Here is a 22,973-nt window from a genome sequence, read left to right as displayed (position 1 = left end):
CCGGTCCCGTTGACTGCGTGCGCAGTGCAGACCGGGAGGCCCTCACCATCCGCGCTGACGCCACTGCCTGAGGTGAGGGCGCTCGGCGCCGATCGTGGTGCCGGCGCCGTGTCCGGGCAGAACCAGAGTCTCGTCGGCGAACTCGGCGAACACACGCTGCTCCAGGTCGTCCATGAGCGAGGTGAAGTCCGCTGCGGACTCCGTCTTGCCGGGTCCACCGGGAAAGAGACTGTCTCCGGTGAGGAGCACACGGGTGCCCGCTGCGTCGCCACCGGGCACCGACAGGGCGATCGACCCAGGAGTGTGGCCGCGAAGCGCGACCACCTCCGCGGTGAGGTCACCGATGCGGACGGTGTCGCCGTGGGCCAGCCGCACCTGGGGGGGAGTCGGAAGGGAGTCGGCGTCGTCCACCCCGGCGCAGGTCGTGGCACCGCTGACGTCCGCGACCTCGGCCAGCGCACGGTGGTGGTCCCAGTGCCGGTGCGTGGTGACGATGAGGTCCAGCGACTGCAGGCCACCCGGGACGAGCGCAGCGATCCGGTTGGGCTGGTCCGCGGCGTCCACCAGCAGGTGCGTCCGTGTGGCCACGCAGGTCAGGAGGTAGACGTTGTTGTCCATGGACGACACGCTGCACGCTCGAACCTCGAGCGTGGGCGACTGCCACACGAGGTCGTCCGACCCGTCCGCCACGTCAGGAGAGTCCATGACCGGAGCCTAGACCGTCAGCGGGGCGGCGGTGGCGCGCACCGGAAAGGGCAGGGTGGAGTGCGAGCCGGTGAGGTAGGCGTCCACCGAGGAGGCGCAGGCCCGGCCCTCGGCGATGGCCCAGACGATGAGCGACTGCCCCCGTCCCGCGTCACCCGCGACGAACAGACCCTCCTGCCCCGGGACGGCATACTCGTCGTCGCGCACGAAAGCGCCGCGTGCCGTGCGGGAGAGCCCGCCGGGGCCCCCAGCGACATCGTCCGGCCCGCTGAAGCCGAGCGCGACCAGGACCAGGTCGGCGGCAATGTGGCGCTCGGTCCCGCTCTCGGCGTCGAAGACCCCGTCCACCCGCTCTCCGTTGACGATCTGCAGATGGGTCACCGACCCGTCGTCGCCGCCTACCGCTTCCACCGTGTTGACCCCGAAGACGCGTTCGCCACCTTCCTCGTGCGAGTCGCCGACCCGGTGCACCAACGGGTACATCGGCCAAGGATGCGCCCCCGGCCGTTCCGACGTGGGCTGCGGCCGGATGTCCAGCTGCGTCACCGAGGCGGCGCCCTGCCGGATGGCGGTGCCGTAGCAGTCAGCGCCGGTGTCGCCCCCGCCGACGATCACCACGTGCTTGCCTTCGGCGGAGATCCCCCGCTCGGCGCCCAGCGCCTCGCGGTTCGCAGGCACCAGGAAGTCCATGGCCGGGTGCACACCATCCAGCTCGGCACCGTCGATCGACAGCGGCCGAGGCACGGTGGTCCCAGTGGCGAGCACGACGGCGTCGAACCGGCTCTGCAGCTCGCTCAGCGAGAAGTCGTCCGGTCCGCCACCCCCGATCGTCACGTTGGTCCGGAACCGGATGCCCTCCCCACGGAGCTGAACCAGGCGCCGGTCGAGCACGGACTTCTCCATCTTGAACTCGGGGATCCCGTAGCGCAGCAGGCCTCCGACGGCGTCGTCCCGCTCGTAGACCAGGACCGTGTGCCCGGCCCGGCTGAGCTGCTGGGCGGCCGCGAGCCCGGCCGGGCCCGAGCCCACGACGGCCACCGTCTTGCCGCTGAGCCACTCCGGCTCGTGCGGGGTCACGAGCCCGTTCTCGAAGGCACGGTCGATGATGGAGACCTCGACCTGCTTGATGGTCACCGCCGGCTGGGTGATGCTCAGCACGCACGCCGTCTCGCACGGAGCCGGACACAACCGGCCGGTGAACTCCGGGAAGTTGTTCGTGGCGTGAAGTCGCTCGATCGCCTCCCGGAAGTTGCCTCGCCGGGCCAGGTCGTTCCACTCCGGGATGAGGTTGCCCAAGGGGCAGCCCTGGTGGCAGAACGGAATGCCGCAGTCCATGCAGCGGCTGGCCTGGCGGCGCAGCGTCGCGTCGTCCTGGGCGGTATGGACCTCCTTCCAGTCCATGATGCGCACCGGCACGGGGCGGGAGGGCTGCGGCTCGCGGTCGCGGTACTTCAGAAAGCCTTTGGGGTCAGCCATGGGACTCCTCCAAGATGAGCTGCCAGGCCTGCGCGCCGTCGGGGTCCTCGCCCGCCGCTTCCGCGTCGGCGCGGATCCGCAGCACGCTGGCGAACTGACGGGGGGTGAGCAGGGTGAACCGGGCCGGCCAGTCGGGGCCCGAGTCGAGGACCTGCGTGGCCACGGTGGAGCCAGTGAGCTCGACGTGCTCAGCCAGCAGGTTCTCGACCCGGTGGGCGTCCTCACTCCCGGGTTCGACCGTGGCCAGGACGAGGTCGCCGCTGTCGCGGACCAGCGGGTTGATCCTGCCCGGGTCCAGGTCGAGGATGTAGGCCGTTCCGCCCGACATGCCGGCGGCGACGTTGCGCCCGGTGCGCCCGAGGATGAGCGCCAGCCCGCCCGTCATGTACTCCAGTGCGTGGTCACCCACACCCTCGACCACTGCGGTGGCCCCCGAGTTGCGCACGCAGAACCGTTCCCCGACGACGCCGCGCAGGTTGATCTGCCCCGAGGTGGCACCGTAGGCGATGACGTTGCCCGCGATGACCTGCTCCTCGGCGGCGAACGGGGCAGCGGGCGGAGGGTGCACGACAACGCGCCCGCCGGACAGCCCCTTGCCGACGTAGTCGTTCGCGTCCCCCACCAGGCGCATCGTGACGCCGCGCGGAAGGAAAGCAGCGAACGACTGCCCGGCCGAGCCGTGCAGGGTGATCTCGACGGTCCCGTCGGGCAGGCCCTCGGGCCCGGCGGCCTTCGTCACCTCGTGGCCGAGCATGGTCCCCACGGTGCGGTTCACGTTGCGGACGTCGAACTCGGCACGCACCGGGCTGCCGTCGACCAGCGCCGGCCGAGCGGCTTCGATGAGCTGGTGGTCCAGCGCCTCGTCCAGGTGGTGGTCCTGCGCCGTGGTGCGGCGCAAGGGCGCGTCGTGGGGAACGTCGGGCCGGTGCAGGATCGGCCCGAGGTCGAGGCCGGAGGCCTTCCAGTGGGCCACCGCATCGGCGGTGTCCAGTAGGTCGACGCGGCCGATGATCTCGTCCAGGCTGCGGTAGCCCAGCCCGGCCATCAGCTCACGCACCTGCTCCGCGACGAACTCGAAGAAGGTGACGACATACTCGGCCTGGCCCTCGTAGCGCTGGCGTAGCTCCGGGTTCTGCGTGGCGACGCCGACGGGGCAGGTGTCCAGGTGACAGACCCGCATCATGACGCATCCGGAGACGACCAGAGGCGCACTCGCGAAGCCGTACTCCTCGGCGCCCAGCAAGGCCGCGATGAGCACGTCCCGCCCGGTCTTGAGCTGGCCGTCCACCTGCACCGTGATCCGGTCGCGCAGGCCGTTGACGAGCAGGGTCTGCTGGGTCTCGGACAAGCCGAGCTCCCACGGGGTACCGGCGTGCTTGAGGGAGGTGAGCGGGCTGGCGCCGGTGCCGCCGTCGTGACCGGAGATGAGCACCACGTCCGCGTGCGCCTTCGAGACGCCCGCGGCCACCGTGCCCACGCCGATCTGGCTGACCAGCTTGACGTGGATACGCGCCTCGGGGTTGGCGTTCTTGAGGTCGTGGATGAGCTGCGCGAGATCCTCGATCGAGTAGATGTCGTGGTGCGGGGGAGGGGAGATCAGCCCGACGCCGGGGGTGGAGTGACGGGTCTGCGCGATCCACGGATACACCTTGTGCGGGGGAAGCTGCCCACCCTCGCCGGGCTTGGCGCCCTGGGCCACCTTGATCTGGATGTCGTCGGCGTTGACCAGGTACGCGCTCGTCACCCCGAACCGGCCGGAGGCCACCTGCTTGATCGCGGAGCGCCGCGTCGGGTCGAGGAGGCGTTCGACGTCCTCGCCTCCCTCCCCGGTGTTCGAGCGGCCGCCGAGCTGGTTCATCGCGATGGCCAGCGTCTCGTGGGCCTCCTGGGAGATCGACCCGTAGCTCATGGCCCCGGTGGAGAACCGTTTCACGATGTCACTGACCGGCTCCACCTCCTCCAGCGGCACCGCTGGGCGGTCCCCGCGCGTCTTGAACAGCCCGCGCAGAGTCATCAGCTGCTCGGCCTGGTCGTCGACCAGCTGGGTGTACTGCCCGAAGATGTCGTAGCGCTTGGCCCGGGTGGCGTGCTGGAGCCGGAACACCGTCTCGGGGTTGAAGAGGTGCGGGGGCCCCTCGCGGCGCCACTGGTACTCCCCGCCCACCTCGAGGTCGCGGTGGTAGGGCGGGATGCCGCTGACCGGGTAGGCCACGTCGTGCCGCGCCTTGACCTCCGCAGCGATGACGTCCAGTCCCACGCCGTCGATCTGGCTGGTGGTGCCGGTGAACCACCGCTGGACCACCTCTCGCGACAGGCCGACCGCCTCGAAGGTCTGCGCTCCGCGGTAGGAGGCCACGGTGGAGATGCCCATCTTGGACATCACCTTCAGCACGCCCTTGCCGAGGGCCTTGATGAGGTTCGCGATCGCCTTCTCGGGGTCCAGACCGTCGAGCTGCTGGCCGGAGCGGCACAGGTCCTCGACCGTCTCCATGGCGAGGTAGGGGTTCACCGCCGCCGCCCCGTAGGCGGTCAGCAGCGCGACGTGGTGCACCTCCCGGACGTCACCGGCCTCGACCACCAGACCCACCCGGGTCCGGGTCCGCTCGCGGACCAGGTGGTGATGGACGGCGCTGGTCAGCAGCAGCGAGGGGATGGGGGCCTTGTCCCGGTCGGCGTGGCGGTCGGAGAGCACGACGAAGAAGGCCCCGCGCTCCACGGCCTCGGAGACCTGGTCGCAGATCTCCTCCAGCCGTTGCTCCAGTGCTCGGGCCCCACCTTCGGCGGGGTACAGGCCGCGCACGACGAACGGCGCGAAGTCGGGATGCAGGCCCTCCAGGTTCATGTGCCGCAGCTGGGCCAGCTGGTCGTTGTCGATCACCGGGAAGTCGAGGACGACCTGGCGGGCGTGCGCAGCCGACTCGTCGAGCATGTTGCGCTGCGGGCCCGTGGAGGTCACCAGGGAGGTCACGATCTCCTCCCGGATCGCGTCCAGGGGCGGGTTGGTGACCTGCGCGAAGGCTCCGGTGAAGTAGTCGAACAGCAGCCGGGGCCGGTCGGACAGGGCGGCGATGGGGGTGTCGGAGCCCATGGCGCCCAGCGGCTCGGTGCCCTGCTGGGCCATGGGCGCGAGGAGCACCCGTAGCTCCTCCTCGGTGTACCCGAAGATCTGCTGGCGCCGGGTCACCGAGGCATGGGTGTGCCGCACGTGAGCGCGGGTGGGCAGGTCCGACATCCGGACCGTCTTCTCGGCCAGCCACTGCTGGTAGGGGGCCGCCTGGGCCAGCTCTGCCTTGAGCGCGGTGTCGTCGACGATCTCGCCGGCCTCGGTGTCGACCAGGAACATCCGGCCCGGCTCCACCCGACCCTTGCGGACCACCTTCTCCTCCGGGATGTCCAGCACCCCGGACTCGCTGGAGAGCACGACCAGACCGTCGTCGCTGACCCAGTACCGGGAGGGACGCAGACCGTTGCGGTCCAGCACACCCCCGACCTGCGTGCCGTCGGTGAACACCAGGTTCATCGGGCCGTCCCACGCCTCCATCAGCATGGAGTGGAACTGGTAGAAGGCCCGGAGGTCGGGCTCCATGTCCTCGTTGTTCTCCCACGGTTCGGGCACCATCATCAGGACCGCGTGCGGCAGGGAGCGACCCCCGAGGTGGACCAGCTCCAACACCTCGTCGAACGTCGCCGAGTCGCTGGCGTCCGGCGTGCAGATCGGCATCGCGTCGGCCAGGTCCCCGGGAAAGGCGTCGCCGGCCAGGATGGACTCCCGGGCGTGCATCCAGTTGCGGTTGCCCCGCACCGTGTTGATCTCCCCGTTGTGCGCGACGAGCCGGTAAGGGTGGGCGAGCGGCCAGGAGGGGAACGTGTTGGTGGAGAAGCGGGAGTGCACGAGCGCCAGGGCGGAGGCGAAGCGCTCGTCGCGCAGGTCCGGGAAGTACTGCGGGAGCTGGTCGGTGGTCAGCATCCCCTTGTAGGTGATGGTCCGTGTCGACAGGGACGCCGGGTAGGTGCCGGTACGGCGCTCGATCACCTTGCGGGCCATCCAGGCACGCCGCTCCAGCGCCAGCCCCTCCTCCGAGGCGTCGGCTCCGGTGACGAACACCTGGCGCATGACGGGGCGCACCGACCGGGCCAGCGAGCCCAGCCCGTCGGCGTGCACCGGGACCTCACGCCAGGCCAGGACGGACAGCCCCTGGGCCCGCAGCAGGTCCTCCACCTCGGCCTGGGCCGCGTCGGGGTCCGGCGAGGGCAGGAACATGATGCCCGCCGCGTAGCGCCCCAGAGGCGGCAGCTCGGTGTCCAGCACGTCGCGGAAGAACGCGTCCGGGAGCTGGGTCAGGATGCCCGCCCCGTCGCCGCTGTCGGGCTCGGCACCGACCGCTCCGCGGTGGTCCAGGTTGTGCAGGGCCGTCAGGGCGTGCTCGACGATGTCGTGACCCGGGGTGCCGCGCAACGTCGCCACGAAGGCCACGCCGCAGGCGTCGTGCTCGTGGGCCCCGTCGTAGAGGCCCTGGGCACGATGGCGCGGCGAGCTCGCCCCGGCAAGTGGGGTGGGTGCAGCGAGGGGTGAGTCGTTCATGGTCACCGTTCGAAGTCGACGGACGAGGGGCGTCAGGACGATCGGGACGGCGCTGACCCGAGACGTGTCGACCCATGATACCGGGCGGGGTTGTCGGAGCGGGCACTTACGATGGAACCGTGCCTGCGACTACTCCGATCGTCCGTTCTCCGCACGACCGGCTCATCGTCCGCGGGGCACGGGAGCACAACCTGCGAGACATCTCCGTCGACATACCCCGGGACGCGCTGGTCGTGTTCACCGGGCTGTCCGGGAGCGGCAAGTCCTCCCTCGCGTTCGACACCATCTTCGCCGAGGGCCAGCGGCGCTACGTCGAGTCCCTGTCGGCCTACGCCCGACAGTTCCTGGGCCAGATGGACAAGCCGGACGTCGACTTCATCGAGGGACTGTCCCCGGCGGTGTCGATCGACCAGAAGTCCACCAACCGCAACCCGCGCTCGACCGTGGGGACCATCACCGAGGTGTACGACTACCTGCGCCTGCTGTTCGCGCGGGTGGGTCATCCACACTGCCCGGTCTGCATGGAGCCGGTGGGACGCCAGACCCCGCAGCAGATCGTCGACCGCCTGCTCGAGCTCCCTTCCGGCACCCGTTTCCAGGTGCTCGCGCCGGTGGTGCGAGCACGCAAGGGTGAGTTCGTCGACCTCTTCGCCGAGCTGCAGTCCAAGGGCTTCGCCCGGGCCCGGGTGGACGGCGAGACAGTGTCGCTGGCCGAGCCTCCGACGCTGGAGAAGCAGCGCAAGCACTCGATCGAGGTGGTGATCGACCGTCTGGTGGCCCGAGGGGGCGACTCCGGCGCCAAGCGCCGGCTCACCGACTCGGTCGAGACGGCGCTCGGGCTGGCCTCGGGCATCGTCGTGGTCGACTTCGTGGACGTCTCCTCCGGCAGCGCGGACGCGGGGCAGGGCCTGCCCGCCGAGCGCCGCTTCTCGGAGAAGATGGCGTGCCCGAACGACCACCCCCTGGCCATCGACGAGGTGGAGCCGCGCTCGTTCTCCTTCAACTCCCCCTTCGGGGCGTGCCCGTCCTGCACCGGGATCGGAGTGGAGCTCGAGGTCGACCCGGACCTGGTGATCCGCGACGAGGACGCCAGCATCCTCGGCGGCGCCATCACGCCCTGGTCTTCGGCCCAGGGGATCAACGACTACTACCTGCGCGTGCTGGGCGGGCTCGGCGAAGACATGAAGTTCTCCCTGGAGGCCCCGTGGCGCTCGCTGCCGGGTCGCGCCCGCGACGCGATCCTCCACGGGTACAAGCACAAGGTCCACGTGCGCTACCGGAACCGGTTCGGCCGGGAGCGGTCCTACTCCACCGGCTTCGAGGGCGTCATTCCCTACATCAAGCGCAAGCACGCCGAGACCGACTCCGACAGCAGCCGTGAGCGCTACGAGGGCTACATGCGCGAGGTGCCGTGCCCGGTCTGCCAGGGGGCTCGGCTCCGCCCCGAGTCGCTGGCCGTGCTGGTCGGGGGTCGCAGCATCGCCCAGGTCTGTCAGCTGCCACTGGATGAGTGCGCGGCTTTCCTGGACGGCGTGGAGTTCACCGATCGCGAGGTGCAGATCGCCGAGCGGGTGATCAAGGAGATCTCCGCGCGCATGGGCTTCCTGCTGGATGTGGGGCTGAACTACCTGTCGCTGGACCGGCCGGCCGGGACACTGTCCGGGGGCGAGGCGCAACGCATCCGGCTGGCCACCCAGATCGGCTCGGGTCTGGTGGGGGTCCTCTACGTGCTCGACGAGCCCTCCATCGGGTTGCACCAGCGCGACAACCACCGACTCATCGAGACCCTGACGCGGCTGCGAGACCTCGGGAACACGTTGATCGTGGTGGAGCACGACGAGGACACCATCGCCGCGGCGGACTGGGTGGTGGACATCGGCCCGGGGGCCGGCGAGCACGGGGGTCAGGTGGTGCACTCCGGCGAGGTGCGCGGGCTGCTGGAGCATCCGACGTCCATCACGGGGGAGTACCTCTCCGGGCGTCGCAGCATCGCCACTCCCACCGAGCGGCGGGCGCAGGACGGGCGCTGCATCAACGTCGTCGGCGCGCGCGAGCACAACCTTCAGGGCGTCACGGTGGGCTTCCCGCTGGGCAACCTCATCGGCATCACCGGCGTCTCCGGGTCCGGCAAGTCGACCCTGGTCAACGAGATCCTCTACAAAGTCCTGGCCAACCACCTCAACGGCGCCCGCCAGGTGCCGGGCCGGCACCGGAGGGTCGAGGGCCTGGAGCAGCTGGACAAGGTGGTCCACGTCGACCAGGGCCCGATCGGGCGCACTCCCCGCAGCAACCCGGCCACCTACACCGGCGTCTTCGACCACGTGCGGCGCCTGTTCGCCGAGACCACCGAAGCCAAGATCCGTGGCTACCTGCCAGGTCGCTTCTCCTTCAACGTCAAGGGGGGCAGATGTGAGGCGTGCAGCGGCGACGGAACCTTGAAGATCGAGATGAACTTCCTTCCCGATGTCTACGTCCCGTGCGAGGTCTGCCACGGCGCTCGGTACAACCGGGAGACCCTGGAGGTGCACTTCAAGGGCCGCACCATCGCGGACGTGCTCGACATGCCGATCGAGGAGGCGGCCGAGTTCTTCGCCGCCGTACCCGCGATCTCGCGGCACCTGAAGACGCTCGTGGACGTGGGGTTGGGCTACGTCCGGCTGGGACAGTCGGCACCTACCCTCTCCGGCGGTGAGGCGCAGCGGGTCAAGCTGGCCTCGGAGCTGCAGAAGCGTTCCACCGGGCGCACGGTGTACGTGCTCGACGAGCCCACCACGGGCCTGCATTTCGAGGACATCCGCAAGCTGCTCGCGGTTCTGCAGGGGCTGGTGGACAAGGGCAATACGGTCATCGTCATCGAGCACAACCTCGACGTGATCAAGTCGGCCGACTGGCTGATCGACATGGGCCCCGGTGGCGGCGTCGGCGGCGGACGGGTGGTGGCCACAGGCACCCCGGAACAGGTTTCTCGCAGCGAGGGGAGCTACACCGGGCAGTTCCTCTCGGCGCTGTTCGGTCGCCAGGAGGTGGCATCCTCCGCCTGATCGGCAACGAAGACCTCCTACCGAAGCGGCCAGCCCGCACTGGCCCACCGCACCGCTCACCCAGGAGACGCGCATGAACACCTCGGCCTCGCACCTGTCCCACCCGCTCGCCCGTCGGGTCGTGCTTCGAGCGGGGTCGCTGGTCTCTCTGGGCGGGGGAGTCGGCGTCCTGGCTGCCTGCGGAAGCGACGACTCCTCCGACAACGCCTCCGAGGAAGGCTCATCGCAGGCACAGGGATCCTCCGGTGAGGATTCGTCGCAAGAGTCGACCCAGGGCTCCGAGTCCCAGCAGGACGACGGGTCGTCGATGAGCACCGACGACGTCCCGGTCGACGGCGTGACGTACGACGAGGCGACCAACACGATCTACAGCCAACCGGGCGAGGGCGAGTTCGTGGCCTTCGACGCGACGTGCCCACACCAGGGATGCTCGGTCTCGGAGTTCGTCGACGGCGAGCTGAAGTGCCCGTGTCACGGCAGCCGGTTCGACCCGGCGACCGGAGAGGTGCTGGGCGGCCCGGCTACCACCGGGCTGCAGACCAAGAGCGTGAGCGTCGAGGGGGATGACCTGGTTGTCGGCTGAGGCCAGGGTGGCCGCCCGTGGCTGACCCGTCGACGTACCGGCCCCGGCCCGGGGAGATCCCCGTGGAGCCAGGGGTCTACCGCTTCCGCGACGTCCACGGCCGGGTGATCTACGTGGGCAAGGCCAAGTCGTTGCGACCGCGGCTGAGCTCCTACTTCCAAGACCCCTCCGCCCTGCACCCCAGGACGCGCTCCATGCTCTCGACGGGAGCGAGCGTGGAGTGGACGGTGGTCCGCAACGAGGTCGAGGCGCTGCAGCTGGAGTACTCCTGGATCAAGGAGTTCGACCCGCGCTTCAACGTCAAGTACCGCGACGACAAGTCCTACCCTTACCTCGCGGTCACCATGGGGGAGGACTACCCGCGCGCCCAGGTGATGCGGGGAAGCAAGCGGGCGGGTACGCGGTACTTCGGGCCGTACACGCACGCCTGGGCCATCCGCGAGACGCTGGACCAGCTGCTCCGCGTGTTTCCGCTGCGCACGTGCAGCAAGGGGGTCTTCGTCCGCGCCGGTCAGGTGGGTCGGCCCTGCCTGCTGGGCTACATCGACAAGTGCTCCGCCCCCTGCGTCGGCAAGGTAGACGACGCCGAACACCGACGGATCGCCGAGGACTTCTGCGACTTCATGGCGGGCAACACGACCCGGTTCGTGAAACGGCTCGAGACCCGCATGCGCGAGGCCAGCGAGGAGCTCGACTTCGAGACCGCGGCTCGCCTGCGCGACGACATCGGGGCCCTGCGGCGCGCCCTGGAGCGCTCAGCGGTCGTGCTGCCCGACGCGACCGACGCTGACGTCTTCGCGCTGGCCGAGGACGAGCTGGAGGTGGCCGTCCAGGTCTTCCACGTGCGCGGCGGCCGGGTCCGCGGACAGCGTGGCTGGGTCAGTGAGAAGGGCGCCGAAGGCTCGGAGGAGATCGTCGAGCACCTGCTGCAGCAGGTGTACGGGTCCGAGGGCGCCGAAGGCGTCCCCCGCGAGGTGCTGGTCCCGTTGCTCCCCAGCGGCGTCGACGACCTCGCGCTGTGGCTCAGCGAGCTACGGGGCTCAGGGGTCCGGGTCCGGGTACCGCAGCGGGGGGACAAGCGCGCCCTGATGGACACGGTGGCGCGGAACGCACAGCAGGCCCTCGCCCGGCACAAGGTGGCCCGTTCGGGGGACCTGACGGTGCGCGGGCAGGCCCTGCAGAGCCTGCAGGAGGAGCTGGAGCTGGAGGACGCGCCGCTGCGCATCGAGTCGTTCGACGTCTCCCACGTCCAGGGCACGAACGTGGTCGGCTCCATGGTCGTCTTCGAGGACGGCCTGGCCCGCAAGTCGGAGTACCGGCGCTTCATCGTGCGCCAGGGGACCTCGGACGACACGGCAGCGATGCACGAGGTGCTCACCCGCCGCTTCCGTCACCTCAGGGCATCCGAGGAACGCAGCGCCGGCCACCCTGACGAGGACGACAAACCGGCGAAGTTCGCCTATCCCCCCAACCTCGTCGTCGTGGACGGCGGCCTGCCGCAGGTCAACGCCGCCCAGTCGGCCCTGCTCGACCTCGGCGTCAGCGACGTGGTCGTGATCGGGCTGGCCAAGCGTCTGGAAGAGGTGTGGGTACCCGGCCAGGAGTTCCCGGTCATCCTCCCGCGCGCCAGCGAAGGCCTGTACCTGCTGCAGCGCGTCCGGGACGAGGCGCACCGCTTCGCCGTAGCCTTCCACCGGCAGCGCCGCTCCAAGGCAATGACCCACAGCGCCCTGGACGACATCGCCGGGCTGGGTCCAGCCCGCCGGCAACAGCTGCTCGCGAGGTTCGGGTCGGTGAAACGGGTCCGAGCCGCTACGGTCGAGGAACTGCAGCAGGTCTCGGGGATCGGACCGGGTCTGGCCCAGACCATCGCGAAGGCGCTGCGCGAGGAGACGCAGCCCCGACCCACGATTAATGTGAGCACCGGAGAAGTCGCGGACTGAAGGGAAGCACATGGTCGTTGACTCACGCGGCGAGCCGGGCAGCCGCGGCGAGGTCATCCTGCTGACCGGAATGAGCGGGGCGGGCCGCACCACCGCAGCCGACGTGCTCGAGGACCGCGGCTGGTATGTCGTCGACAACCTGCCCGCCCGCATGCTGACGTCACTGGTCGACGCCGTCGCCGACGAGGCCCATCCCCGGGTGGCCGCCGTGGTCGACGTCCGCAGCCGGGACTTCATCGCCGACTTCTCCGCCGCCCTGACCGCATTGAGGGAACGGGGCTGGACGCCGGTCATCGTCTTCTTCGACGCGACCGACGAGGTCCTCATCCGCCGTTTCGACGCCGTGCGCAGACCGCACCCCCTGCAGCAGTCGGGGCCGCTGCTCGACGGGATCCGCACCGAGCGACGCATGCTGGACGAGATCCGCACTGCAGCCGAGCTCGTGCTCGACACCACCGGGTACAACGTGCACGAGCTCAGTGCCGCCGTGGACGAGCTGCTCGTCGGCGACGACGACCAGGCGCGGCTGCGCGTCGTGATCATGTCCTTCGGCTTCAAGTACGGCATCCCGCTGGACGCTGACGTCGTGCTCGACATGCGCTTCCTGCCCAACCCGTACTGGGAGCCTGCGCTGCGCGAGTACGACGGGCGCGACGAGCCCGTCCGTGACTTCGTCCTGGCTCAGCCGGGAGCGGATGAGTTTCTGCAGTACGCCGAGTCGATGTTGCGCACGGCGATCCGCGGCTATCTGCGGGAAGGCAGGCGACACGTCACCGTGGCGGTGGGCTGTACCGGAGGCAAACACCGGTCCGTGGCCACCGTGGAGGCCCTGGTCTCCCGGCTGGGCGAGATTGCCGACGTGGCCATCACGGCGGTCCAGCGCGACCTGGGGCGCGAATGACCGGCCCACGCACGGTGGCCCTGGGGGGCGGGCACGGCCTGTCCGCCTCGTTGCGCGCCCTGCGTCACCTCTCCGAGAACATCACGGCCGTGGTGACCGTCGCCGACGACGGGGGTTCGAGCGGCCGGCTGCGCGAGGAGTTCGACATCCTGCCCCCGGGCGACCTGCGCATGGCGCTCGCCTCGCTGTGTGAGGACACCAGCTGGGGCCACCAGTGGGCATCGGTCCTGCAGCACCGGCTCGGCGGGGACGGCGAGCTGTCTGGGCACGCCCTCGGCAACCTGCTGCTGATGAGCCTGTGGGAGCTGAGCGACGACCCGGTACGCGCCCTGGAGATCGCGGGCAGGCTGCTCAACATCCGCGGTCGGGTGCTGCCCATGTCCACGGTGCCACTGGCCATCGAGGCCGTCATCCAAGGCGAGGGACGCGCCGAGCGGGTTCGGGGCCAGTCCGCAGTGGCCTCATCGCGGGGACGGTTGCTGGAGATGACGCTGGCGCCGCCCTCGCCGCCCGCGTGCGCGGAGGCCGTGGAGGCCATCACTCTCGCCGACTGGGTCATCCTCGGGCCCGGCTCCTGGTTCACCTCGGTGATGCCCCACCTGCTCGTCCCCGGTCTGCGCAAGGCCCTGGAACAGACACCGGCCCACCGGATCCTCACTCTCAATGTGGGCACCCACGACACCGAGACACGGAACATGGTCACCACCGAGCACATCGACGTCCTGCGCGCACATGCCCCCGACCTCACGTTCGACTACGTCATTGCCGACCCGACCGTGACGGGGGGCGAAGAAGATGCGCTGCGCGAGACGTGCAGCAGGATGGGCGCCGAGCTCGTGGTCTCCGCGGTGGGCAAGCGGTCGGCGCAGGGCCAGCACGACACGCTCCGCCTGGCCGCGGCCTTCCGGGACGTGATGTCCGTCCCGACCACCCACGCCGGCCCGGTGCCGCCGGCTTTGACCACACGCGATGGGGGACCCTCATGGCCCGGGAGAGGATGAGCGCCATGGCGATGACGGCCAAGGTGAAGGACGAGCTGAGCCGGTTGCCCGTGACCAAGACCTGCTGCCGCAAGTCCGAGGTCGCCACCATGCTGCGGTTCGCCGGCGGCCTGCACATCATCGGTGGGCGGATCGTCATCGAGGCGGAGCTGGACACCACAGCGGCCGCGCGTCGGCTGCGCAGCGCCATCCACGAGCTCTACGGCGTCCGCAGCGAGATCGTGGTGATGAGCGCCGGCGGTCTGCGCAAGACCACCCGCTACGTGCTCCGGGTCGCCGCCGACGGTGAGGCGCTGGCCCGTCAGACCGGGCTGATCGACCACCGCGGACGCCCGGTGCGCGGGCTGCCGCCACGGGTGGTGGGGGCCTCAATCTGTGACGCGGAGGCAGCCTGGCGTGGTGCGTTCCTGGCGCACGGCTCCATCACCGAACCCGGTCGCTCCTCGGCCCTGGAGGTCACCTGTCCCGGCCCGGAGGCCGCGCTCGCCTTGGTGGGGGCCGCCCGGCGCCTGGGCATCGCCTCCAAGGCTCGCGAGGTCAGGGGGGTGGACCGGGTCGTGCTGCGCGACGGTGACGCCATCGGCGCCATGCTGACGCGGCTGGGTGCCCACGAGGCCGTGCTCACCTGGGAGGAGCGGCGAATGCGCCGCGAGGTCAGGGCCACCGCGAACCGGTTGGCCAACTTCGACGACGCCAACCTGCGTCGCTCCGCCCGCGCCGCCGTGGCGGCGGGCGCCCGCGTGCAGCGAGCGCTGGACATCCTCGGCGACGACGTCCCCGAGCATCTCGCGGTCGCGGGTCGACTCCGGTTGGTGCATAAGCAGGCCAGTCTGGAAGAGTTGGGTGCGCTGGCCGACCCGCCGATGACCAAGGACGCAGTCGCCGGGCGGATCAGGCGCTTGTTGGCGATGGCCGACAAGCGGGCCGAGGAAGAGGGCATCGACGGGACCGACGCGCATGTCAGCGCGGACATGTACGAGGACTAACGGCACCAGCGCCGTCGCCCTGGATCCCCTAGGTTGACAGGCACAGCGCCAGTGACCACGTGGACCCTCCACGGACCAGCGCGCAGACAGACCACAAACGAAAGGTGAACGCGATGACCGTACGCGTAGGCATCAACGGATTCGGCCGTATCGGCCGCAACTTCTTCCGAGCCGTGCATGCGAGCGGGGCGGACGTCGAGATCGTCGGCGTCAACGACTTGACCGACAACGCGTCGCTGGCGCACCTGCTCCGCTTCGACTCGATCCTGGGTCGTCTCGACGGTGACGTCACCTCCACCGACACCGACATCAGCGTGGACGGACACTCCTTCAGCGCCTTCGCGGAGAAGGACCCGACCGCCCTGCCCTGGGGCGACCTCGGCGCCGACGTGGTGCTGGAGTCCACGGGCATCTTCACCGACGCCACTCGGGCTCAGGCCCACATCGACGCCGGCGCCAAGAAGGTCATCATCTCCGCCCCGGCCAAGAACGAGGACATCACCGTGGTGATGGGGGTGAACGACGAGCAGTACGACCCCGAGCAGCACCACATCATCTCCAACGCCTCGTGCACGACGAACTGCCTGGCCCCCATGGCCAAGGCACTGCACGACGAGCTCGGCATCGTCCGGGGACTGATGACCACCATCCACGCGTACACGGCCGACCAGAACCTGCAGGACGGCCCGCACAAGGACCTGCGACGGGCCCGGGCGGCGGCGCTGAACATCGTGCCCACGACCACCGGAGCCGCCAAGGCGGTGGCCCTGGTGCTCCCCGAGCTCAAGGGCAAGCTCGACGGCTACGCTCTTCGCGTGCCGACGCCGACCGGTTCGGCCACGGACCTCACGTTCGAGGCGACCCGCGAGACGACGGTCGAGGAGGTCAACGGGATCGTGAAGGCGGCGGCCGAAGGAAGCCTGCGGGGGATTCTCAAGTACTCCCAGGACCCTCTGGTCTCCAAGGACATCGAGACCGACCCGGCGTCCTGCATCTTCGACTCCGGCCTGACCAAGGTCATCGGCAACCAGGTGAAGGTCGTCGGCTGGTACGACAACGAGTGGGGCTACTCCTCTCGCCTGGTCGACCTGTCCACGCTCGTCGGCAAGAGTCTCTGAGCCGATGCGCACCCTGGACTCCCTGCCCGATCTGCGGGGCCAGCGGGTGCTGGTGCGCAGCGACCTCAACGTCCCTCTCGACGGTGAGCGCATCACCGACGACGGCCGGGTACGCGCCTCAGTGCCCACCATCGAGCGGCTGCTGGGGGCCGGGGCAAGGGTCGTCGTGTGTGCCCACCTGGGACGGCCCCAGGGTGCGCCGGACGCGAGGTACTCCCTGCGTCCGGTGGCCCATCGGCTGGGCGAGCTGCTGGAACGGCCGGTCGGCTTCTGCCCGGAGACGGTAGGACCGCAGGCGGCGCAGGCGGTGGATGCGCTCGGCGACGGCGAGGTGCTGGTGCTGGAGAACCTGCGCTTCAATGCCGGTGAGACGGCCAAGGACGAGCAGCAGCGAGCCGACTTCGCCCAGCACCTCGCGAGCCTGGCCGATGCGTTCGTCAGTGACGGGTTCGGGGTGGTGCACCGCAAGCAGGCCAGTGTGTACGACGTCGCGGCGCTGCTGCCGCACGCGGCCGGCGGACTGGTCGCGGCCGAGGTCGCCGTGATGCGTCAGCTCACGGAAGACCCGGCCCGGCCCTACGCCGTGGTCCTCGGTGGCGCCAAGGTGAGTGACAAGCTCGGCGTGATCGACAACCTCATCGCCCTCGCGGACCGGCTGCTGATCGGCGGCGGGATGGTCTTCACGTTCCTCAAGGCCCAGGGCTACGAGGTGGGCCGGAGCCTGCTCGAGCAGGACCAGGTGGAGACGGTGCGCGGCTACCTGGAGAAGGCCCAGCGGTCCGGCGTCGAGATCATCCTGCCCACCGACATCGTCGCCGCGACGCGGTTCGCCGCCGACGCCGACCACGACGTGGTCTCAGCCCAGGACATCCCCAGCGACCGTATCGGGGTGGACATCGGCCCCGAGTCCAGCCACGCCTTCGCCGCGTCGCTCGGCGACGCGCAGACCGTCTTCTGGAACGGACCGATGGGCGCCTTCGAGATGGCGCCCTTCGCCCACGGCACCGACGTCATCGCCCGAGTGCTGCGCGAGCGGACGGCCGAGGGGGCGCTCACGGTCGTCGGTGGAGGCGACAGCGCCGCGGCGGTCCGACAGCTCGGCTACGCCGACACCGACTTTGCCCACATCTCCACCGGCGGGGGAGCCAGCCTGGAGTTCTTGGAAGGCAAGACCCTGCCCGGACTCGACGTACTGGAGGACTGATGACCACCCGAACCCCGCTGATGGCCGGCAACTGGAAGCTCAACCTCGACCACCTGCAAGCCACGCACCACGTACAGAAGCTCGACTGGAGCCTGAGCGACGGGCGCCACGACTACGGCGCGGTCGAGGTCGCGGTGCTGCCGCCCTTCACCGACCTGCGTTCGGTGCAGACCCTGGTGCAGGGTGACCAGCTGAAGCTCAAGTACGGCGCCCAGGACCTGTCTGCTCACGACGAGGGTGCGTACACCGGCGAGGTCTCCGGCGCGTTCTTGGCCAAGCTCGGATGCACCTACGTCGTCGTCGGGCACAGTGAGCGCCGCGAGTACCACCGTGAGGACGACGCGCTGGTAGCGCAGAAGGTGGCCGCGGCGCTGCGTCACGGCCTGTGCCCGATCGTCTGCGTCGGTGAGGGCCTGGAGGTGCGCGAGGCCGGCTCTGCGGTGAAGTTCGTGGTGGAGCAGGTCCGCGCCGCGCTGGACGGGGTCGGTGACGAGCAGGTCAACGACATCGTGGTCGCCTACGAGCCGGTATGGGCTATCGGTACCGGTGAGGTGGCCACGCCGGAGGACGCCCAGGAGGTCTGCGCGGCCATCCGTCTGGAGATCGCCGAGATGGTCGGGGAGCACGCCGCCGACGGCGTCCGGGTGCTGTACGGCGGGTCGGTCAAGCCGAACAACGTCGGTGCCATCATGGCCCAGGAGGACATCGACGGCGCCCTGGTCGGGGGGGCCTCCACCAGCGTGGACGACTTCGCCTCCATCTGCCGCTACCAGCAGCATCACGCCGCCGGCTGACGACCGATCTCGTCGCTGGCTGCGTTAGGCTGTGCTGCGGCCTGGCCGTGGGCGGGCCGGCGAGGTGATGTTTCGGAAGAGAGGTGGCAGGGAGCGTGGAGTGGGCGCGGATCTTTCTGGATGTCCTGCTGGTGCTCAGTGGGCTGGTCCTGATGCTCCTCATCCTCATGCACAAGGGTCGCGGTGGCGGCCTGTCCGACATGTTCGGTGGCGGGATGTCGAGCAGCCTGGGCGGCTCGTCTGTGGCCGAGCGCAACCTGAACCGCATCACCGTGGCCACGGCCGTCGTCTGGATCACCTCGGTCGTCGGCATCGGCATCTTGGTCTGACCCCTTCACCCTGAGCAGGAGTATCCCGTGGTAGGAACACACGCCATCAGAGGCAGTCGAGTCGGCAGTGGGCCGATGGGGGAGGCCGAGCGAGGCCAGCGAGCCCCGTCGGTCACGGTGTCCTACTGGTGTGCCCACGGCCACGAGTCGACGCCGACCTTCATGGCCGACGGCGACATCGAGCTGCCCGAGATGTGGCAGTGCCCCCGCTGTGGGATGCCCGCGGGCAGGGACCGGGAGAACCCGCCGGAGGCCGTGCGGGTCGAGCCGTTCAAGACCCATCTCGCCTACGTCAAGGAACGTCGCTCCGACGCCGACGGTGCCCAGCTCCTCGACGAGGCGCTTTCGGCGATGCGTGCGCGCGGAGTGGGCTCGGGCTCGTCCTGAGGCGGCGCCCGCCGTGAGCGTGCCCGGGCCCGGGGCCGCTCAGCCTTCCTCGCCGGCCGCCTCTCGGTCCATCCACCACACCGTGTCGAGCTGACCGCGTACGAACGACGCGGGGACGTCGGGATCGTTGGCTTCGGCCCCCTGGGCCCGGCGTACCGCGTCCGCCTTGTCCGCACCCGCGACCACGAAGTGGACGGTGCGGGAGCGGCGCAACACGGGCACCGTCAGCGACACCCGCAGCGGTGGTGGCTTGGGCGACTGCGTGACGGCGACGGTGGGGACGGCCGGGTCGTCGATCAGAACCTCGTCGCGACCAGGGAACAACGAGGCCACGTGCGTGTCGGGCCCCAGGCCGAGCAGCATCACGTCGAAGACCGGTGAGGCGACGTCTGTCGCCTCGGTCGTGGCCGGGGCCAGTGCGGCCAGCTGGGCCGCGTAGTCCAGGGTCGCCTGCGCCAGACCGGCGAGGTCCGGGTCCTCCTCGCCCTCTCGGGCGCCGAGCAACCGGTGCACCGACGCCTCGGGAACGGGCAGCGTGCGCAGCCCCACCGCGTCAGCCTGCTCGTCGTTGCGGTCGGGGTGCCCACGGGGGACGTACCGCTCGTCGCCCCACCACACATGGACCGACGGCCACCAGGAAGCATCGCCGTGGTCACGCGCGAGAGCCTCCACGACCGCGACTCCGCTGGACCCGCCGGTCAGGCTGAGGTGCGCGACACCACGTTGGCTGACTGCCGCCTCCATCTGCTCGGCCACCGCGGCCGCGGCGGCGGCGGCTAGGGCGCTCTTGTCGGAGTAGACCTCCATGCGACTCACCTCTGCGGATCTCAGTGCTGTGTTGACCGACTCCTGAAGGCGCTGCGGGTCCGGCGAGCCCATCTCGGGGCGACGGCGGCGTAACGCAGCGCTGGTGACCGAGGGGTTGCCCTCGGACACCGAGGTCGGTGGTGGCGGGGCATGACCGCCTCGGATGGCCTCGGTCTGCGTCAAAGAGCGCTTGCTGAGCCGAGACATTCCCCGGCACAGCGCCGAGGCGTAGATCTCGTCGGCATCGAGGCGACGCAGCTCTGCGGCGAGGGACTCGGCCAGGCCCGGCTCCAGCAGGGCCACCTCTCGAGTGGGTTGCCCGGCCTGGTCCAGCACCGCGACCTGGCCCTCCATTCGTGTCAGGTCGATGGGCCCGCTCGGCCGGTTCAGGCGCACACTCACCACTCCCGTGCCCGTCTGGCTCCGCGTGCGGAGCACCGGCACGTCCAACGCGTCGGCCAGCCATCCGGCCAACAGGTCGGCGCTGGCGCTCTCGGCCTCCCCAGTGACCGTGGCGCCGGTGACCTCTTCGTAGGGCGGGTAGTCCAGGGTGGCCGCCAGCAGGGCGCGCCAGCGGGTGACGCGGGTCCAGCTGAGGTCCGTGTCGCCACTGACGTAGTGACGACCACGTCGCTTGAGCTGTCTGGAGGGCTTGGTGCCCCACGCAGCGTCGGTGATGCGTCGGTGGGCGAGGCGCCCCAGTGGCGAGCCGGCGACATCGGCGGGCGGGTCGCAGGGCCACCAGGCGACGATGGGGGAGTCAGGCAGCAGCAACGGGGTGACCACGGCGTCACCGTGGTCGGCCAGGGGGCCGTAGAGGCGCAGCACGACGATCTCACTGGCGCCGGCGTCGCCCCCGACGCGGATCTGCGCATCCAAGCGTTGCCGGCCCCGCCCGTTGCCGCGCACTACCACCACGATCCGCGCCGGGTGCTGCCGTGTGGCCTGGTTCGCCGTGGAGATGGCTTCGTCCGCGCCGGTCTCGTCGGCCACCACCAGCAGGGTCAGCACCCGGCCCATGGCCATGGCGCCGACCTCGTTGCGCAGCTCGATCAGCCGCTTGCCGATCGCAGACGTGGTGGTGCTGGGCAGGTCGACGATCACGGCAGCCTCCACTCACGACCATCGGCGCGCATCATCTCGTCCGCCTCGGCCGGCCCCCAGGACCCTGCCGGGTAGGGGCTGGGCGGCACGCTACTGCGCCGCCAGTGCTCCACGATCGGGTCCAGGATCCGCCAGGACAGGTCCACCTCCTCGTGACGAGGAAAGAGAGGTGGGTCCCCGAGCAGCACGTCCAGGATGAGGCGCTCGTAGGCCTCCGGACTCGACTCGGTGAACGAGGCACCGTAGCCGAAGTCCATCGTCACGTCGCGCACCTCCATCTGCGAACCCGGTACCTTCGACCCGAACCGCACGGTGACCCCCTCGTCGGGCTGCACGCGGATGACCACGGCGTTGCGCCCGAGGTCTTCGGTGGCGGTGCTGGCGAACGGCAGATGGGGCGCCTGCTTGAACACGACGGCGATCTCGGTCACCCGCTTGCCGAGGCGCTTGCCCGTGCGCAGGTAGAACGGAACGCCGGCCCACCGTCGCGTGTGGACACCCAGCTGTACCGCCGCATAGGTCTCGGTGCTGGAGTCGGCTCCGATGCCGTCCTCCTCCAGGTAGCCACGGACCTGCTCACTGCCCTGCCAGCCCGACGTGTAGCGGCCCCGGCAGGTCCCTGCGGACAGGTCCTGCGGCAGCTGCACCGAGGTGAGCACCTTCTCCTTCTCGGCGCGCACGGCGTCGGCGGTGAACCCGACCGGCTCCTCCATCGCCGTCAGCGCCAGGAGCTGCAGCAGGTGGTTCTGGATGACGTCCTTGGCCGCCCCGACGTCGTCGTAGTATCCGGCACGACCCCCGATGCCGATGTCCTCCGCCATGGTGATCTGCACGTGGTCGACGTAGTTGCTGTTCCAGACCGGCTCGAACATCTGGTTCGCAAAGCGCAGAGCCAACAGGTTCTGCACCGTCTCCTTGCCGAGGTAGTGGTCGATCCGGAAGACCGAGTCCGGCGGGAAGACCGACTCCACGATGTCGTTCAGCTCCTGGGCGCTGGCCAGGTCGTGACCGAAGGGCTTCTCGATCACCACGCGCCGCCAGGTCTGGGGCCGGGGGCTGCTCAGCCCGGACTCACGCAGCTGCTGGCAGACCGGGGCGAACCAGGTCGGGGGGATCGACAGGTAGAAGGCGTGGTTGCCGCCCGTACCTCTCTGGTCGTCCAGCGCCCGGACGGTCTGCGCCAACAACCGGAAGGCGTCGGGATCGTCGAAGGCTCCCGGGACGAACCTGAAACCTTGAGCCAGCCCGCGCCAGACCTCCTCACGGAAGGGCGTGCGTGCGTGCGTCTTCACGGAGTCGTGGACCACCGCGGCGAAGTCCTCGTCCTCCCAGTCGCGCCGGGCGAACCCCACCAGGGAGAACCCCGGCGGCAACAGCCCGCGGTTGGCCAGGTCGTAGATGGCCGGCATGAGCTTCTTGCGCGCCAGGTCGCCGGTCACTCCGAACATGACCATGCTGCACGGCCCGGCGATCCGGGGGAGCCGTTTGTCCTGCGGATCGCGGAGCGGGTTGGGCCGCGGTTGCACGGCGGCCGGGCTCATACGGGCCCGGCCGCCGGCGCTACCGTGATGGCGGCCGCTTCGAGCACCTCGAGGGCCGCACTGCTCATCCCTTGTCGCTGCTGTGCTTGTCGAGCTGCCCCTGCACCGTCTCCAGAAGCTCGTTCCAGGACTTCTCGAACTTCTCGACGCCTTCGTCCTCGAGCACCTGGACCACGTCCGCGTAGGAGACGCCCACCCGCTCGAGCGAGTCCAGCACCTGCTGCGCATCGTCGTAGTTGCTGGTCACCGTGTCGCCGCGCACCTCGGCGTGGTCCTCAACCGCATCCAGGGTGCCCCCGGGCATGGTGTTGACGGTCTGCGGGGCCACGAGGTCCACGACGTACATGGTGTCCTTGTAGTCCTCGTTCTTGACGCCGGTGGAGGCCCACAGTGGCCGCTGGACACTGGCGCCGTCATCGGCCAGGTTCTGCCAGCGCGGCGTGGAGAAGACCTCCTCGAAGGCCTGGTAGG

17 protein-coding genes are annotated in these 22,973 nt (G+C 70.0%); 11 read left to right on the top strand and 6 right to left on the bottom strand.

The window, feature by feature from the left end; all coding sequences use genetic code 11:
* Window positions 1–42 precede the first annotated feature (42 nt).
* The 3 genes from VJ976_RS04290 to gltB are packed head-to-tail and all read right to left on the bottom strand — an operon-like array spanning window position 43 to window position 6,763.
* Entirely contained in the window at window positions 43–705 is a 663-nt protein-coding gene (locus tag VJ976_RS04290) for an MBL fold metallo-hydrolase (protein ID WP_324098879.1), read from the bottom strand.
* 9 nt (window positions 706–714) lie between these two features.
* On the bottom strand, window positions 715–2,181 hold the full coding sequence (locus VJ976_RS04285) for a glutamate synthase subunit beta (RefSeq protein ID WP_324098878.1): 1,467 nt from the start codon (window positions 2,179–2,181) through the stop codon (window positions 715–717).
* Complete coding sequence (gene gltB / locus VJ976_RS04280; RefSeq protein ID WP_324098877.1) at window positions 2,174–6,763, bottom strand: glutamate synthase large subunit; 4,590 nt, start codon at window positions 6,761–6,763, stop codon at window positions 2,174–2,176. The genes VJ976_RS04285 and gltB overlap by 8 nt, the downstream gene beginning before the upstream one ends.
* Window positions 6,764–6,837: 74 nt before the next feature.
* On the opposite strand from gltB, the gene uvrA reads away from it, so the two are divergent.
* The 11 genes from uvrA to VJ976_RS04225 all read left to right on the top strand — a co-directional run bounded on the left by uvrA (window position 6,838) and on the right by VJ976_RS04225 (window position 19,050).
* On the top strand, window positions 6,838–9,804 hold the full coding sequence (gene uvrA / locus VJ976_RS04275; protein WP_414693561.1) for an excinuclease ABC subunit UvrA: 2,967 nt from the start codon (window positions 6,838–6,840) through the stop codon (window positions 9,802–9,804).
* Window positions 9,805–9,877: 73 nt separating this feature from the next.
* Window positions 9,878–10,387 carry a Rieske (2Fe-2S) protein gene (locus VJ976_RS04270; protein WP_324098875.1) on the top strand — a complete coding sequence of 170 codons (510 nt, stop codon included), beginning with the start codon at window positions 9,878–9,880 and terminating at the stop codon, window positions 10,385–10,387.
* A 17-nt stretch (window positions 10,388–10,404) separates the two neighbouring features.
* Entirely contained in the window at window positions 10,405–12,330 is a 1,926-nt protein-coding gene (uvrC, locus tag VJ976_RS04265) for an excinuclease ABC subunit UvrC (RefSeq protein WP_324098874.1), read from the top strand.
* A gap of 10 nt (window positions 12,331–12,340) precedes the next feature.
* Window positions 12,341–13,231, top strand: a complete 891-nt coding sequence (gene rapZ, locus VJ976_RS04260; RefSeq protein ID WP_324098873.1) for an RNase adapter RapZ — start codon at window positions 12,341–12,343, stop codon at window positions 13,229–13,231.
* The gene (locus VJ976_RS04255; protein WP_324098872.1) at window positions 13,228–14,232 is read left to right on the top strand and encodes a uridine diphosphate-N-acetylglucosamine-binding protein YvcK; all 1,005 of its coding nucleotides are present in this window, start codon (window positions 13,228–13,230) and stop codon (window positions 14,230–14,232) included. Before rapZ ends, VJ976_RS04255 begins: the two co-directional genes overlap by 4 nt.
* Before the next feature lie 5 nt (window positions 14,233–14,237).
* Window positions 14,238–15,218 (top strand): DNA-binding protein WhiA, encoded by a 981-nt coding sequence (gene whiA, locus VJ976_RS04250; protein ID WP_324098871.1) that lies wholly within the window; start codon window positions 14,238–14,240, stop codon window positions 15,216–15,218.
* Window positions 15,219–15,331: 113 nt separating this feature from the next.
* A complete protein-coding gene (gene gap, locus VJ976_RS04245; protein ID WP_324098870.1) occupies window positions 15,332–16,336 on the top strand; it encodes a type I glyceraldehyde-3-phosphate dehydrogenase in 1,005 nt (334 codons plus the stop codon).
* Window positions 16,337–16,340: 4 nt separating this feature from the next.
* A complete protein-coding gene (locus VJ976_RS04240) occupies window positions 16,341–17,540 on the top strand; it encodes a phosphoglycerate kinase (RefSeq protein WP_324098869.1) in 1,200 nt (399 codons plus the stop codon).
* Window positions 17,540–18,334: a triose-phosphate isomerase gene (tpiA, locus tag VJ976_RS04235; protein ID WP_324098868.1), complete on the top strand. Its 795-nt coding sequence runs from the start codon at window positions 17,540–17,542 to the stop codon at window positions 18,332–18,334. Before VJ976_RS04240 ends, tpiA begins: the two co-directional genes overlap by 1 nt.
* 95 nt (window positions 18,335–18,429) lie before the next feature.
* Window positions 18,430–18,663 carry a preprotein translocase subunit SecG gene (gene secG, locus VJ976_RS04230; RefSeq protein ID WP_324098867.1) on the top strand — a complete coding sequence of 78 codons (234 nt, stop codon included), beginning with the start codon at window positions 18,430–18,432 and terminating at the stop codon, window positions 18,661–18,663.
* A gap of 27 nt (window positions 18,664–18,690) precedes the next feature.
* Window positions 18,691–19,050, top strand: a complete 360-nt coding sequence (locus VJ976_RS04225; protein ID WP_324098866.1) for an RNA polymerase-binding protein RbpA — start codon at window positions 18,691–18,693, stop codon at window positions 19,048–19,050.
* A 39-nt stretch (window positions 19,051–19,089) separates the two neighbouring features.
* Here the strand turns inward: VJ976_RS04225 and pgl are convergent, their stop codons facing one another.
* From pgl to VJ976_RS04210, 3 genes are all read right to left on the bottom strand, one after another.
* Entirely contained in the window at window positions 19,090–20,973 is a 1,884-nt protein-coding gene (gene pgl / locus VJ976_RS04220; protein ID WP_324098865.1) for a 6-phosphogluconolactonase, read from the bottom strand.
* On the bottom strand, window positions 20,958–22,502 hold the full coding sequence (gene zwf, locus VJ976_RS04215) for a glucose-6-phosphate dehydrogenase (RefSeq protein WP_324098864.1): 1,545 nt from the start codon (window positions 22,500–22,502) through the stop codon (window positions 20,958–20,960). Before zwf ends, pgl begins: the two co-directional genes overlap by 16 nt.
* 64 nt (window positions 22,503–22,566) lie before the next feature.
* Window positions 22,567–22,973 (bottom strand): transaldolase family protein (locus VJ976_RS04210; RefSeq protein WP_324098863.1); only part of this gene is annotated, 407 nt, incomplete at its 5' end.

The organism is Ornithinimicrobium sp., from assembly GCF_035267225.1.
In the GTDB taxonomy this organism is placed as follows: Bacteria; Actinomycetota; Actinomycetes; order Actinomycetales; family Dermatophilaceae; genus Ornithinicoccus.
The sequence above is the reverse complement of the archived record's forward strand: the minus strand, read 5'-3'. Positions and strand labels throughout refer to the sequence as shown.